The following is a 14,899-nucleotide window of genomic DNA, read 5'->3' as shown; positions in this document are numbered from 1 at the left end:
ATGAAAAATGTATTGATAATCAGTTCAATTATCATTTTTATTCTCCTTACACTGATATTTTTCCCTGATACTTATGAATTTTCCCCCTATAACTTATCAGCTGAGGGAACTTCTCAGCTATATAATAGCTTTCAAATCTCTTCCTCATCAAATGTTACAATACTGCTACTTTTTGAAAATATCAATAATGTTACATCATACGCTAAATATCTATTACAAGGAAATACAATAATCTTATCCGGTAATTATACCAATGTAAATTATTTCCTTAAGGAGATGAATATAACTGTAGTTATAGGTGATACCATTATAACTAATAATTTAGATTATTATATGAATAACAAGATAATTCTGTATAATGAAACTAATTATACATTAGTTTTCCCTTACGCTAATCCTATAATAGGAGGAAATCCTCTAATAACGATAAATAATTTCACCTTAGTTGCTTGTTATCATTATGGCTCTGGAAAAATAATAATTATCTCCACTCCGTATTTCTTTATTAATAAATATTATGGTACTTTTAATAATTCTTGGTATTTGCATAAAGTTGCCAGCACTAATAAGGTAAGAATAGTAGTTTACAGTCCTGATTCCCCATTAGTCTTAATCAAACAATTTTTTCATGATGTCCTATACTTGATAACCATTGAAAGTTTGTAAAAGTCGCAAATATGTATTATATTATATAAATAAGCTTAAGTTGTTTAATGGCCCTTATGTTGTCTACGGAGTATTTTAAAGAGTATAAAGAATTAACAGTGTTTCAAAGCATAAAATTGCACTATATATCCGGTCAATTATTTATCACAGCATACAATGAATGATATCTGAATTTTATTATTTTTGATTCTATATATTGATTTTATAAAATCTCTAAAAAGAATAATTAATAATCAATAAATATCATAATATATTACGTAAATCATATAAACCTCTTCCACAAGAAGTCTATAGTCTTCCTTCTCTTAAGGCACACACATTGCCAATATTACAATCTTTCACATGATCTCTCCTTCAATATATCACAAATTAAGTGATATAATAGAAAATTACTCACGTTCAAACTTTCAGAGAAAAATAATCCTAGCCTTATAATAGCTTTTAAACTACTCTAATTTGAGAATATATTAAAGTTAATATATAGATTTGATTATGAGCATACGTAGACTTCTGTAGATAAATCTTATATATTTGACTAAGGTAATTAATAACTATGAGGCTAATACTAATTATCCTATTACTTGTGCTTGTTAGCATAATATTTATACCTACTTCTCATAGTCGTGTATCTTATGTTATAGAAATAGCTAGCATATTACCATTTAAAGTAAATGATACAATTTACTCTCCAGGCACATATTATTTTAATTATAGAGGCTTAATTAATGTTACATTCATTAATTTCTATTATCAAAGTAACACATCTAGAATGCACTTAATTGGGATTAATATAAATGGAACACTATTTAATTTTTCTTCTTCTCAGTTAGTTAGGATAGCAAAGATATATGTAACAAATAATTTTACATCAGTCATTTTTAATGCTACTCAACTATACTCGACCTATGTATCTCCAGAGTATGTGAGAGAGTTCTATGTAATTGTACATGACATGTATGGATCACCAGTGACAACAGGATGGTATTTAAGCGGAGAATTACTTAGGATTCCACAAGGTACTATGTACCAGAATGGATCCGTTAGATATATAATAACACACGTCTATGTTAATGGTTCAGAGAAATTTGCTTTTAGCGTTAATTCGCCCTTGGTAGTGAATATAACATATCTAATACAATATCTAGTTAATTTTTCACGGCCAACTACTCTCTATGTAAATAATAGTTTAGAAACCTTAAACACAGAATGGTTGTCTAATGGCACACAGTTGGTAATACCGCAGTTTATATACCTAAATAAAGTTAGTAGAATTTATACAATCGGAAATGTCATTGGCCTAATATATGTTACTAAACCATTATTCATAAACGATACTCAAATTATGCAGTATTATTTAGAGGTTAAATATCCTATTATTGCACAAATTAATAATAGCAATTATACAAATCTGACCTCAAATTGGTATAATTATGGAACTAAGATATTTATCCCCCAATATTTACCATTGATAAATGGTTATAGACTGGTCGTTTACGGAAATGTAACTGGGATATTCACTATAGTATCGCCTATGATAATAAATGATCATGAATTTATACAATATAATTTACAATTCCCTTTTCCATTACAAATAAGTGTATCTAATGGTTCTGTATATTACATCAGCAACATATGGGTTGACAACGGAACCTTTGTAACAGTCAACCCTCAGATCCACTATATAAATAATGGTACGAGAGCAATAATTCCACGCCAATCATTTTCCTCTCCAAATTACGGTAAATTAAACTATACCATTCAGTATCTTGTAGTTGCTAATTTACCTGTTCCGCTTTCAGTAAACGGAACTAATGTCACAATAACTACGGCGTGGTTTAATCAAGGTACAAAAATATACATATATCCCGTTTACTATTTCAATTCTACGGTTAGGTTAGTGTTTTTGAATGCTAACTACAGAAATGTAACTTTGTCATTTCCACTTAACCTAAATGTGTATTATATAAAAGAATATCTAGTTAATTTAAAAGGTTATTATTCCAACTCAACGATATTCAATGAAAATTTATGGGAACCGTATGGATCGATAGTTCAAATACCATTGCAGTATGAATATGATGGTGTGTATTTCCAGTCTAATTCTTCAATTAGCCAATATTATGTAACAGCTCCCGCCAGTATAAACATATACTATTATCCAATAAGTACCAGTAGTGGATTAGCTACTTCCCACTTATCTAATGGTATCCCTCTAATAGCATTTATTACAATAATAATTATAATTATTACATCAGCTTTTATTACGATAGCTATTAGAAGGAGATAATATAAATTTTTATATAAAACATATAAAACTTAATTTATATAATTTGTAGAATTTCTGAAGAGTTAACGTTAAAGTGGCATAATACCAATAATGATAATCATGTCCTCTGAGAAAGGAAATACACTAGAGATTGGTCAAAGTACGACGAGAACCTCATAACTAGATACGAGATAATTTCCCCCTTACTATGTGTTTGATCATTGGCACAAACTTCTAGAGGCAGTCAATAAGAAAGACTAAAACAAGACCCTACAAAGCACCGCTCATGTTCAACGAATTCCTAATCTAGATAAGGAGTCGCCATATAATTGGAGTAGGAGGTCAAGGGTTGAGATTGTGATATCTGCTTTAAAGAGAGGTGATGGGATTAGTGCTAGGGGTGTTCTTTAAGCTTCTCTTTTGAAGTTTTGGCTTTATCACGTTATAATTGCTGATTTCTTGGTGAGTGAGATTCACGTGGCGTAGTGTATTACTTAATGAGTCTAGTTTAGAGGAAATTTAGTGAGACAAATATATACTTTGTAAAGATATAATTCAGATACTTATATAAGGTCCTCGTGCTCAATGGTAGTTATGAGTATGCAAAATTTTTGATAGAAAGATTTATTACTAAACGCTACACGCACTACTTCACTAAGAATAAAGATAGAGTTATGGAGAATCATAATCCCAAAATACAAGCAAAAACTAATTGATCTAATAAATAAATTAAATAGCAATATTAAATAATGTTTTCCTATCTCTCATAAAGAATATACTGAGTAGTTTCATTAGTTTTGCCTTTTTTCATTATCTTAAATCCTCTAGATACTAGAAGGTTGTGAATATCTTGTTCATCTTTTGTAATTTCAATTAAAATTTTTTGGGTCATATCTAATGTTTTTAATCCTCCTTTAAGTATGGGATATTCAGCTCCTTCAGCATCAATTTTAATTAAATCGATTTTTTCATTAAAATTAATACTATCTAAGGTCAACGTTTTTACTTTAAATTGATTATTACATTCTCTAACTAAAGAGGAACCCACATCGCCTATGCATATATCCATTTCCGCAGGCTGATCATATAATGCTACATTATATAATTTGACATTATTAAAATTATTATCAGCAATATTATGTTCTAAGATAGAATAACTATAAGGATTTGGTTCAAAAGCGTAAACATTAGCTCCATAATATGCTGCTCTTAGCGTATATGTTCCTATGTAAGCTCCTACGTCAACAAAAGTTCTTAATGCTCTGAAATCAATCCATTTAATTATTTCTAACTCATGTGTAGCCATTACTATTCCTAAATCAAAATCTAGCATAGAATATCGCAAATTCCATATAATATTATTATACCTAATTTTTACTAATCTATGATCATTTTCCATCGCCTTAATATTTTTATGATTGAGAACAAAATTCACCATTAGATATAAGTCTCTAAAACTTAGCGGACGTACACCTAGTAAGTTGATAATTTTTGATTTCATATTTATCTCTATATCAATTGTGATATATATGCATTAAGGTTCTTACAACAATATATAATTAATAGATTTTTTATTTTTTCCAAATTTTTAGAAAGTAGAGTGATAATTAGCTAAATATAATGTGAATAGAAATAAGTGCTAAAACTGATAAATTATTAATACACAGCTCTAAAGCAGTTTGTAGGGGAGCGTTGGAATGCAGTCATCAGAATTAGTATGTAATACGAGAAAAATAAAAATTTAGTAAAATCGTATATACAAAAATTCCCACGTAAAACCCTAGAGAAAAACACTTGTGCTAGGGTTACCAAGATACGAATGAGGTCAACCATAATGAACCTAATAACCCTAGCACAATACATACTAGGAATACCAATAAAGCAACTCCCACTACCAAAAATCAACAACATAAGAGGAGAAAAGAAATACGTTTCGTGTTGAGGGTTATGGTGAGGTTGTTTGACTAGTTTTAATCGTGATACTAAGGCTGTTACTAGGAGTTTTAGTATGGTTGATTATAGTTTGAGTTTGCTTATTGTCATGAAGGGTAAGGTGTTTTCTAGTGTTGTTGCTTCCTTTAATCAGGTGTGGTTTGAAAATATGGAGAGGGTTAGAGAGAGTTTAATTTAGTTCATATTACATACTAATTTTCATGACTGCGTTCCAACACCTCCTCTAACGCTCCCGAGATATGTACATAATCTTTCAATCTTATTTCCAAAATCACATAAAATATTAAAAGTAACTGAAATATTTTAATAAAACGATTATAATAATTTTTTATATATTGATATCCATAGTATAGATTTTAAGAAATACTCATAATTATGTATAAAATTCAAGGTAAACTTTATCTTTGCATTCTATATATACACTTCTAATGAGATTTCTTATAAGTGGTGGAGCAGGGTTCTTAGGCTCTCATCTGATAGATTCAATAAATGGTGAGATAGTTATAGTTGATGATTTCTCTACCGCTAAGTACTTTCAGGCTAAAAGTAATATTAAGGTAATTAGAGAAAAAATAGAGAGATTTGATACAACTGAAAAATATGATGTAGTAATTCATTTAGCATCAAGGCCTTCTCCAGAAGATTATATGCAATATCCTGTTGAAACGGCACTTTCTAACTCGTTGGGCACATATAGAATGTTAGAAATTGCAAGAAAAAGCGATGCTATCTTTATATACAGTTCCAGTTCAGAAATTTATGGAGATGCTGAAATAATACCTACTCCAGAGGACTATTGGGGAAAAGTAAATCCAATAGGAATGAGAAGTTGTTATGACGAAAGTAAACGATTTTCAGAAGCATTAGCAATGTCATATTATAGAGAATACGGATTAGATGTAAGGATTCAAAGACCATTTAACGTCTATGGTCCTAGATTAAGAGAAGATGGAAGTTATGGAAGAGTAATATCTAGATTTATAGTACAAGCATTAAGAGGAGAAAATATAACTATATATGGCGATGGGAATCAGACTAGATCTTTCTTGTACGTATCGGATTGGGTGGAAGCTACCCTAAAAATGATATATACTAATGGCATAAAGGGGCAAGTATTTAATATAGGTTCTGATAAAGAGACAAAGATAATTGATTTAGCTAGAATGATTCTTAAAATTACGGGTAGTAAATCTAACATAGTATTTCTTCCACCTAGAGAAGATGATCCACGTAGAAGAGCTGCAGATATAAAAAAAGCGAAAGAGTTATTAAAATGGGAACCAAAGATAAGTTTAGAAGAAGGATTAACTAGGACAATAAATTGGTTTAGGAGCGTGATAAGTTGAAAATTGGGATTGTGGGATTAGGATATGTAGGTTTGGTAACAGCATCAGTTTTGGCTGATAGAGGTCATTATATAGTAGGTGTAGATATAGATGAAATGAAGATTAATGAGCTTAACTCTGGCAGAATACCTTTTTATGAACCGGGATTACAGGAATTAGTAGATAAAAATAAAGATAAGCTGATATTTACCAAAGATTATGGTGAATTATTAGATTCGCAATTTGTCTTTATCACCGTTTCTACCCCTACCGTTAATGGGAAAATATACTTAGATAATGTCTTTTCTGCTGCTACGTCATTATCAAAGATAAATAAAGACTCAGTAATAGTAATTAAAAGTACAGTTATTCCAGGGACTTCAAGAAAAATTAAGAAAATGTTGAATCGAGAAGTTCTAGTGAACCCGGAATTTTTGAAAGAAGGAAGTGCTATTATGGATACAATTAAGCCTGATAGAATTATAATAGGAGGGGATAGTGAGGAGACAATTAAATTTTTAGAAGATTTATGGTCATTTACGAATTCTCCTATAATAAGAACTTCCATGGAAGAAGCTGAAATGATAAAGTATGCTGCTAACTCATTTCTTGCAGTGAAGATCTCATTTATAAACGAAATAGCTAACTTATGTGAAAAAATACCAAACTGTGATGTAAATGTTATAGCAAAGGCAATAGGTATGGACAAGAGAATCTCCCCATATTTCCTTAATGCAGGATTAGGGTTTGGTGGCTCTTGCTTTCCTAAAGATACTGCTGCTATTACCTCTTTTGCAAGGGATCTAGGGGAACGTTTGAAAATAGTAGAAGCTGCCATAGAAGTTAACAATGAAAGACCTTTTAGAGCAGTGAAAATGATGGAAGAGCTAATTGGAGAGCTTAAAGGTAAAACTATTTGTGTGCTTGGATTAGCATTTAAGCCTAATACTGATGATACCAGAGAAAGTGTAGGCTTAAAAATAATTAGATTACTACAAGAAAAGGGGGCTAATATTTTAGCTTATGATCCGAAGGCAAAGGTTAAAGATATTAAAATTAGTAGTTTGGACGAATGTATTCAATATAGCCAAGGTATAATAATTTCAACAGAATGGGATGAATTCAGAGGGATAGAAGAAAAACTAAGGGATAAATATGTAGTGGATGGAAGAAGGGTTTTGAATTATAAGCTTTTAGATAGAAATAAATTTAGAGCAATAGGGTTAGGTGAGTAATGTTTGCATGTTGTAATAACTGCAGCTGGTTTAGGTACTAGAATGTTGCCTGCTTCAAAAGAGATCCCAAAAGAGATGTTTCCTATCCCATTTAATGGTGGTTTTAAACCTATAATACAAATAATTTTCGAGCAATTTTTCAATAAGGGTATAAGAGATTTCATAATAGTAGTAGGAAGAGGTAAGAGAGTTATTGAAGATCATTTTACGCCTGATTATGACTTCATTTCGTTTTTAGAAAAAATGGGAAAGGAAAAGCAAGCTAAAGAATTAACAGACTTTTACTCCAAAGTGGAGAAAAGCAATATAGCATTTGTTAATCAACCTGAGCCTAAAGGATTTGGGGATGCCGTACTTAGAGCAGAACCTTTTGTGGATGATAAATTTATTGTTGTTGCTGCAGATACTTTATTAAAACATATACCTGATTTAGTTCCTAATTCTTTTTTAATAACACAAGTAAAGGATCCGCGGCCTTATGGAGTTGTTATACTAGATGGCAATAAGGTGATAGATGTAGAAGAAAAACCTAAGAATCCAAAATCTAATTTTGTAATAGTACCATACTATATGTTTACTAGGGAACTATTTTCTGCACTAAAAGAAATTACTTATGATGGTGAGCTACAGTTAACTGATGGGATAAAAAGGCTTTTAAAACGTGGAGTACAGTTTACTGGAATAAAGGTTGATGACGTTTATGACCTAGGCAATATAGAAAACTACATATTGTCAATGAGGAAAATTATTGTGAACATGTAGTTAGGGTATTTATGGTAATATAAGCTGTGTTTATTGTAACTGTGAAATTTCAAATCTTTCTTATAAATTCAATAAGAAGATGCTTTCCGTCTTAAAATGTATAAACTATTAATATTCAGTATGAATCTTTTAGTCGGAAAATTTTATATTTTCACGGCTAACGTTGAACACGAGGACCTACTTTCCTAGTGTTCTTAAGGCAAGGAGAGGTTAGGCATTAAAAGGCTTATTATGATAATAAACAAGGAGTGTTGCATTGCAGTTATGAAAATTAGCATGTGATATGATACTAAATCAGTTCTTTTCCAATGTGTTTTTCACTAAGGTTTTATGTTAGAATTTTCATATAATGGGACTTTATTAAGTTTTTATCTTTTCGTATTACATACTAATTTTCATGTCTGCATTCTAATACTTTCCTCGTACCGGAATTTATACCTTCATGAGAACATTATCGACACACTCCAAGTACTTCACAAATTACATGAAATAATGATCTAATTATTATTTATGGTTATTTTTATTAGTTAAGATATTAAGATATTTATAGCTGAAGTAAATATAATTTGCAAACTGTCTTATACTTCTAGATACACCTTTTTGTGTTATGCCAGTACCTAAACTTCTACCTTTATAAGAACCTTTTCTATATTTTATAATATTTATTGGTACATTTTCTAACATGAGTTCGAATGATAAATCGTAATTCTCTACACCATTAATATATGTTTCATCAAAAATTATACCATTTCTCGTTTGTAAGAACGCCCTACTAAACCCACCAAAGTCTCCAAATTTTTTAATGTAAAAACTATTTATGTACTCATTAAAGATTTTTTCCATCATATTTCTTATTTTAAATGTAATTTTTCTATTCTCTGCTATCCTAAGATCTACAAATGGCAAATTAAATTTTCTAAGAATATTATTATAATGAATTTGGGCAATACTAAGTAATAATATTAAATTTATATTTATTTTTGTATTTCTTCGTCTAATCAGATTATCATATAACAATGATAGCATTCCAAAGGAAAAATTTCTGTAACCTTTAATAATTGATGGTCTTAAAACTCTTATCTCGTTATAATTAAATCTATATTGCTTATCAATTGGTAATACAGCTAAGACTTTTTTATAATTTAATTGTTGTAACTCATTTTTTAGGACATAGGGCTCATCCACCTTATACATATCATCATTTGAAAATAATATCCATTCTGGGTCATATTTCATTGCTTCTTTTACGCATATATTTATACTATGAGCATAATTGAAATATCTCCCTGAGCTTTCACAAAAAATTATGTGTAAACCTTTATATATTTCTATATCGTTCTTAGCATATATACCATTCACATTTGCTGTCGGAATTACTATTATAATACTTGTATCTCCTTCTACTTCCTTTATTTTTACTTCGGCTCTAGGCCTGCTTCTCATCCATTCTATTAAATCCTCTGCTGACTCAAAGAAATTATAAAAGTGTAACACATCATTCGGATTATCGGAGTAAAATAAGTCATCGGCACTGAGGTTACTCGCATACATTAAACTGAATATTATATTTAAGGAAATATAAATTATTCTACAGTTTTACTTCAAGATGAGATTTAATCTTATGGTTCTGTAATTTATTTTTTACTCGTTATACCACATTATTTTGAATTCAATAATGAGCCTCGTATATGGTAAATTTCTACTTCATAATTTAAACCTATAGTGTTTTGCGCTCGTGATTTGATTCTTATATCTAGTACATAGATCTCTATTCGCATTGCTTAAATGATAAAAATGGTTCCAAATAAGCTTAATATATTACAATAAATTCGATATTCAGAATTACACCATGAATTACCTGTATACACTATTTTACTACAATGTTTATAACTTAGAAAATCTGGTTAATGTTAGTATGGAGGTAACTGTTGGCATACCCACATATAAAAACAACGGTGAAACTATAGGTAGACTGCTTGATGCATTAACAAAACAATCATTTAAAAGATTTAAGATTTTGATAGTTTATAAGGAATCTGAGGGAGATAAGACATTAGATGTAATATCACAATTTCAAAACAAACTTGATATAGAAATAAAATTCCAGAAAGAAGGATATTTTGAAGAAGCAATGAATATTTTATATAGTGAAGCTGATTCAGATATATTAATCACTACTGATGATGATGCAATACCTTCTAGTATTTGGATTGAAGATCATGTTAAATTGCATCAAAATTTTAGTGAATATGGAGTTATAGGTCCTCTAGAAGGAAATATTAAAGATACTGATTATAATTTATTTAAATTAGCATATTCTAAAATTATGGAAAGTCCATTAGAGCAAAAGATGTTAAGTTTTAATAATTATTTTGCAATCACTGGTATTTTGGTAAAAAATCCGTTTATATCAAATAAATATAATATTGTAAAGACATTTAATCCAATAGGCTTCAATATGAGTATAAAAAGAGAAGTATATGAAGATTTCAAGTTACCTTGTTTTACAATTAGAGGAATAGGGAATGAGCCTTATCTTTGCTTACACGCATATAGAAAGAACCTCCCTTGTGCATTGGTCAATAATTGTTGTAAAACAGATCATATTGATAGAGACTCCTTAAGTAGACCTAAGTCTATTTCAGGGATCAGAGAACGTTTTGCTGAATACATGCTTTCAGTATATTATTTAAGTAAAATCTACCGATTATCTCTATCTAAATTAAAGATTGATATATTTCTTAAAGGATTGATGTGGAATTTACGCGCTAATAGCCCCGAGGAGAAAGCCAAAATTGATGGGATTAGAAAAGGTTTAAATATCGCGCTTATTGCGATTAAGCATAACAAGGATGCTAATTGGATAAGAAGTCGACTTAAAAATTTATAGCTCCATGATTATACTGTGCATTTTTTGTATTATTTATCTATTTTGATTAATTCACCTACCTCTCAGATTGATTCAACTCGTAACAGCATCATAAATTACTCGAAGCTGGATCTATGTCAGATCTTTTAATTGGTATCTATTACGAAATACATATCTCTATTAAATACTTACTCGAAGTGGGTCTCAATCTATTTTATTGCGTAGTTTTGTTTTTCTTAAAATCAATATCACTCTAAATCTATTTTTTCCTACTTATGGGAATATATTTTTATTTATAATATACTATTGACTTTTATTTATTTTTCTGAATACAAATAAATGAGTTTGTTTTTCTCTATGTCTGTAAGTGATATCGAAGTATGTAATATAAGTATATCAGCTATATTTAATCACCATTAAGAAATGTATAAATAGTTGAATGTGATAGAGTTAATATGTGGTTAAGCTTGGAAGAAGAAAGTTTCTAGGATTATCAGCTTCCGCTCTGACAGCGATGAGCTTAATTACATTTATAGAAGAGCAACGACTTAAGGAAAATAGCTATTTCCCTCATATCTTTAATGAGTATTCAGCGATAGTTTTTGGTAATCCTAGTACGCAATACACAGCAGTTACAAACAACGGAGAAATATTATTTAAAGGAAACTGTAATGAAGGCTCCGGAACTTGTGGTATTTACGAGACCATTGAGTATGTTCAAAAGGTCTATGGATATGGAAAGATTGGACTATTTGGAGTTTTTTTCCCTACTAAATCGCCTTCGATAAGTTCCAATATAAAAATAGGTGGAAATGCAATTTTATACGTTAATCCGAATACTTTACCATTTATAGTTTCATTAGCAAGGGAGGGCAATATAAAAATTCTATGGTATAAAAATATAGGTATTATAAATTATATTCTTGAAAAAAGAGGCTCTTTCTCCCTAAGTCCATACGTGATTTTTACGACCACATCAGATACACTCTTGTTTGCTAATGGAGATCAAGCTATTGGTGCACCTAGTTCTTTTACTATTTCCATATGGGTTAATGGAAATCCAAATCCATACGGCGGATATATTTTATCATATGGCTCTGTGGAAAATGGTAAAATTTGGACATTACAAAATCAAAATAATCTAGTAAAATTTAGTGGAGCTTCAGGGAGTGTTTTCGCTTCTTCTCCAAATACTCCTTTTCACGTAGCAGTAGTATGTAAGGGTGACGAATGTGATTTATATATTAATGGAATTAATATGGATTCTAATCTTATCAAGATAAACTATATCAGCCCTGCATATATATGGATAAATAATTTTCCAATTAATTCCCAACAAGGTGGCCTTAATTTAGTATCATGGAAATCATATGTGGAGAATGTTCAAATATATAACTCTCCACTATCTTCTTCTCAGATATCACAATTAGCCACTTCTCCGGTTCATGACCCTGTAGATGAATCAATAATCTTCTGGGCTCTCTATAGATATATATTTTATTTAGGAGATCTAATAACCGGTAAAGGATTTCAAAGAATGGGTGGACTTCTATACGGAGGATCAATATAAAAAAGAATATTTTACTGTTTTTTTAAGTAAGTTAGATTAGCAGTTATATAATATGTATCATATAATCAATATATTATATTCAAATGGATAAAAATTATTGAGACTATCACCTCTGAATAGAGATTAAGGAACTATTCTATAAATATCTAGTAAGTTTCTTATTATCTTTCTCCAGATCTCCAATAATTCCATGTAGTATAGCTAATATCATAAACTTAATGAATATTATAATATTAGTTCTTTCATATAGCGAAAGAGACCATGTAATCAAAGTGGAGGCGTAGAAAGAATCTATCATTCTTCTAAGGATTAAATAAATTGTATTTCTGATAATGAAATAGTATCGTAAATAATTGTTATAATAAACGTAAACGTCATTATTACGAGAGCTAGCAATAAAACTCTTGATACCATATCTTATTCTTCTAAGTTTAAACAAAAATAAAACTGATCTAGATAGCAGTTTTCTATAAGGTAAAATTTTATCACCTATGGTATGAGTGAGCAACTGCTCATTATATGCCAAAACAAAATATCCGTTTCTTCTTAATCGATAGCAATATTCATTATCTATTCTATCTAGAAATAACTTGGTATTATAAGGGATTTTATGACATATATCAACATTTAGTATACTCCCACTATTCACAGCTGACTTACAAACAATGAAATTTCCTATACGTTGATCGGTTGTATAACAAAACATCTTATTTAATGAAATTATCGCTACATGATCTTTTATTAATAAATTATTATAATTTTGAAATATTTTATCAAAATCAATTTTGCCATGTAATTTGGAATCTTGATCCAATATTAGCAACCATTTTATACCTAATGTTCTTGCAATTTCCAGTCCAATATTATATGCATATGCAAGTCCAGTATTTTTTCTAAATTTCAAAAAGAAGTCTATAGAATCTATCAAATCAATTGGTATGTCTGAATTATTATCAATAATTAGAATTTTTATATCTGAAGAAGTTATTCTTAGACAATATATATTATGCAATATGATTTCAATCTTCGGATTATGAGTCACAATCAACACTAGTATATTTAATCTCATAATCCTATAATTGCTCAATACTATTTTAAAAATTACCATTTTTCAAATACAATATTGATTCATTATTTTCACTGTATATCATTTGATACTAGAGTATACTCTGGAATATTTCATAATAACTATGCCCAGTTAATAGTATATTTACAACAGAAGGTATAAGCGCTTGGCAATATCTTCATAACTTATGTTCATCCCTCTTATTAATATACAAGAAGGGGGATTATTAACGTGACTGATATAAAGATTAGCTCATGACGTAATTTTCTAGAAATTAAAATAGATGAGTATTGATATCTTTTTGTATTTCTTTGAAAACCATTTAGTGTTATATCTTTTTTATTTTTACAGTAATTCTTCCAATTCTTTTCTTATCTCGCTTAACCTAATATAAGTTTCCATATACTTATCTAGTAACCCAAGGACTTTTTCTCCTTTTTCAGTTATTACATACTTTTTTCCATCAAAGTATACAAGATTTAATCTCTCTAATTTAGAAATATACTTCATGAATACGGGGTAATTTAATCTCGCCATATACATTAGTTTAGTCTTTCCGCTTCCTTCCACACATCCCTTTAATATTGCATAAATTATCTCAGTATTACTCCTTCTTTTCCTTTCTTCCATAATATATATCATGGAAGTAATTAAAATAAGCTTTACTCTAGAGTTTCCTGAGAAATTCTAACTAATTTATGTAGATTGTAAAACTCTTTTAACATAATGGTATATACCATTTACATGACATAAATATAAAATTAGCTACTAATTCTCTATAAATATACGCAACTGTAGAGAAATTAGGATATATACTTAGCATTTTTTGGAAACTATATGATTAAGCTTGTTAGAAAAGTGAAAATTATACAAAATACTTCGAAATGTGATTTCAAACTTTACTCCAGTAACGAAAAGTTACGTTTATAATATGTATAAGATTCTATCTTATAATTACCACCAGCTTTATAGGATGGTTAACTAAACGAAGAACGCAAATTCACAAGGATTCCACAAAACTAATACGAGAAGTCAAATTTAACTTTGTAATGTTTTTAGATTCTCTACATACTCACATTTCTAATAGCTTATGCTATGAATTCGTAAGAGTTCCTATAAATAACGTTTATCAAAAATGTCATTTCATTACAATGAGGCAACGCTAAATAATATCAAGCCCCAAAAGC

General features: G+C 29.5%; 11 protein-coding genes and 1 pseudogene. 8 read left to right on the top strand and 4 right to left on the bottom strand.

Annotation, left to right across the window (positions count from 1 at the left end; translation table 11 throughout):
* The 3 genes and pseudogenes from V6M85_RS02265 to V6M85_RS14175 all read left to right on the top strand — a co-directional run.
* A complete protein-coding gene (locus V6M85_RS02265) occupies nt 1-666 on the top strand; it encodes a hypothetical protein (protein ID WP_338602466.1) in 666 nt (221 codons plus the stop codon).
* 553 nt (nt 667-1,219) lie between these two features.
* Nucleotides 1,220-2,953: a hypothetical protein gene (locus V6M85_RS02260; protein ID WP_338602463.1), complete on the top strand. Its 1,734-nt coding sequence runs from the start codon at nt 1,220-1,222 to the stop codon at nt 2,951-2,953.
* A 155-nt stretch (nt 2,954-3,108) separates the two neighbouring features.
* Nucleotides 3,109-3,236, top strand: a pseudogene (locus V6M85_RS14175) (IS5/IS1182 family transposase); the annotation flags it as partial.
* A gap of 453 nt (nt 3,237-3,689) precedes the next feature.
* Here the strand turns inward: V6M85_RS14175 and V6M85_RS02255 are convergent.
* Entirely contained in the window at nt 3,690-4,433 is a 744-nt protein-coding gene (locus V6M85_RS02255) for an FkbM family methyltransferase (protein WP_338602460.1), read from the bottom strand.
* A gap of 880 nt (nt 4,434-5,313) precedes the next feature.
* On the opposite strand from V6M85_RS02255, the gene V6M85_RS02250 reads away from it, so the two are divergent.
* Genes V6M85_RS02250 through V6M85_RS02240 form a run of 3 tightly spaced genes read left to right on the top strand, consistent with a single transcriptional unit; the run spans nt 5,314 to nt 8,207 of the window.
* Nucleotides 5,314-6,231 carry an NAD-dependent epimerase/dehydratase family protein gene (locus V6M85_RS02250; RefSeq protein ID WP_338602457.1) on the top strand — a complete coding sequence of 306 codons (918 nt, stop codon included), beginning with the start codon at nt 5,314-5,316 and terminating at the stop codon, nt 6,229-6,231.
* The gene (locus tag V6M85_RS02245) at nt 6,228-7,445 is read left to right on the top strand and encodes a UDP-glucose/GDP-mannose dehydrogenase family protein (RefSeq protein WP_338602455.1); all 1,218 of its coding nucleotides are present in this window, start codon (nt 6,228-6,230) and stop codon (nt 7,443-7,445) included. The genes V6M85_RS02250 and V6M85_RS02245 overlap by 4 nt, the downstream gene beginning before the upstream one ends.
* A 3-nt stretch (nt 7,446-7,448) precedes the next feature.
* Nucleotides 7,449-8,207, top strand: coding sequence for a sugar phosphate nucleotidyltransferase (locus V6M85_RS02240; protein WP_338602452.1), 759 nt, complete (start codon nt 7,449-7,451; stop codon nt 8,205-8,207).
* 504 nt (nt 8,208-8,711) lie between these two features.
* Here V6M85_RS02240 and V6M85_RS02235 read toward each other — a convergent pair.
* The gene (locus V6M85_RS02235; protein WP_338602450.1) at nt 8,712-9,758 is read right to left on the bottom strand and encodes a hypothetical protein; all 1,047 of its coding nucleotides are present in this window, start codon (nt 9,756-9,758) and stop codon (nt 8,712-8,714) included.
* Nucleotides 9,759-10,122: 364 nt separating this feature from the next.
* Here V6M85_RS02235 and V6M85_RS02230 point away from each other — a divergent pair, with 364 nt between their 5' ends.
* Both V6M85_RS02230 and V6M85_RS02225 read left to right on the top strand, forming a co-directional pair.
* Nucleotides 10,123-11,097: a glycosyltransferase family A protein gene (locus tag V6M85_RS02230; RefSeq protein ID WP_338602448.1), complete on the top strand. Its 975-nt coding sequence runs from the start codon at nt 10,123-10,125 to the stop codon at nt 11,095-11,097.
* 436 nt (nt 11,098-11,533) lie between these two features.
* Entirely contained in the window at nt 11,534-12,646 is a 1,113-nt protein-coding gene (locus tag V6M85_RS02225) for a LamG-like jellyroll fold domain-containing protein (RefSeq protein ID WP_338602446.1), read from the top strand.
* A gap of 136 nt (nt 12,647-12,782) precedes the next feature.
* Here V6M85_RS02225 and V6M85_RS02220 read toward each other — a convergent pair whose 3' ends face one another.
* Together V6M85_RS02220 and V6M85_RS02215 are read right to left on the bottom strand one after the other, a co-directional pair.
* Nucleotides 12,783-13,715, bottom strand: coding sequence for a glycosyltransferase (locus V6M85_RS02220; protein ID WP_338602444.1), 933 nt, complete (start codon nt 13,713-13,715; stop codon nt 12,783-12,785).
* 342 nt (nt 13,716-14,057) lie between these two features.
* A complete protein-coding gene (locus V6M85_RS02215; protein ID WP_338602442.1) occupies nt 14,058-14,342 on the bottom strand; it encodes a winged helix-turn-helix domain-containing protein in 285 nt (94 codons plus the stop codon).
* Between the last annotated feature and the right edge of the window lie 557 nt (nt 14,343-14,899).

The organism is Sulfolobus tengchongensis (assembly GCF_036967215.1).
GTDB classification, from domain to species: domain Archaea; phylum Thermoproteota; class Thermoprotei_A; order Sulfolobales; family Sulfolobaceae; genus Saccharolobus; species Saccharolobus tengchongensis_A.
This window is presented reverse-complemented; position numbering and strand designations above follow the sequence as displayed.

Excerpts from the sequence above, each read along its gene's own strand:
- V6M85_RS02265 (WP_338602466.1), top strand. The coding sequence starts at position 1 with ATGAAAAATGTATTGATAATCAGTTCAATTATCATTTTTATTCTCCTT.
- V6M85_RS02260 (WP_338602463.1), top strand. The coding sequence starts at position 1,220 with ATGAGGCTAATACTAATTATCCTATTACTTGTGCTTGTTAGCATAATA.
- V6M85_RS02255 (WP_338602460.1), bottom strand. The coding sequence starts at position 4,433 with ATGAAATCAAAAATTATCAACTTACTAGGTGTACGTCCGCTAAGTTTT.
- V6M85_RS02250 (WP_338602457.1), top strand. The coding sequence starts at position 5,314 with ATGAGATTTCTTATAAGTGGTGGAGCAGGGTTCTTAGGCTCTCATCTG.
- V6M85_RS02235 (WP_338602450.1), bottom strand. The coding sequence starts at position 9,758 with ATGTATGCGAGTAACCTCAGTGCCGATGACTTATTTTACTCCGATAAT.
- V6M85_RS02230 (WP_338602448.1), top strand. The coding sequence starts at position 10,123 with ATGGAGGTAACTGTTGGCATACCCACATATAAAAACAACGGTGAAACT.
- V6M85_RS02220 (WP_338602444.1), bottom strand. The coding sequence starts at position 13,715 with ATGAGATTAAATATACTAGTGTTGATTGTGACTCATAATCCGAAGATT.
- V6M85_RS02215 (WP_338602442.1), bottom strand. The coding sequence starts at position 14,342 with ATGGAAGAAAGGAAAAGAAGGAGTAATACTGAGATAATTTATGCAATA.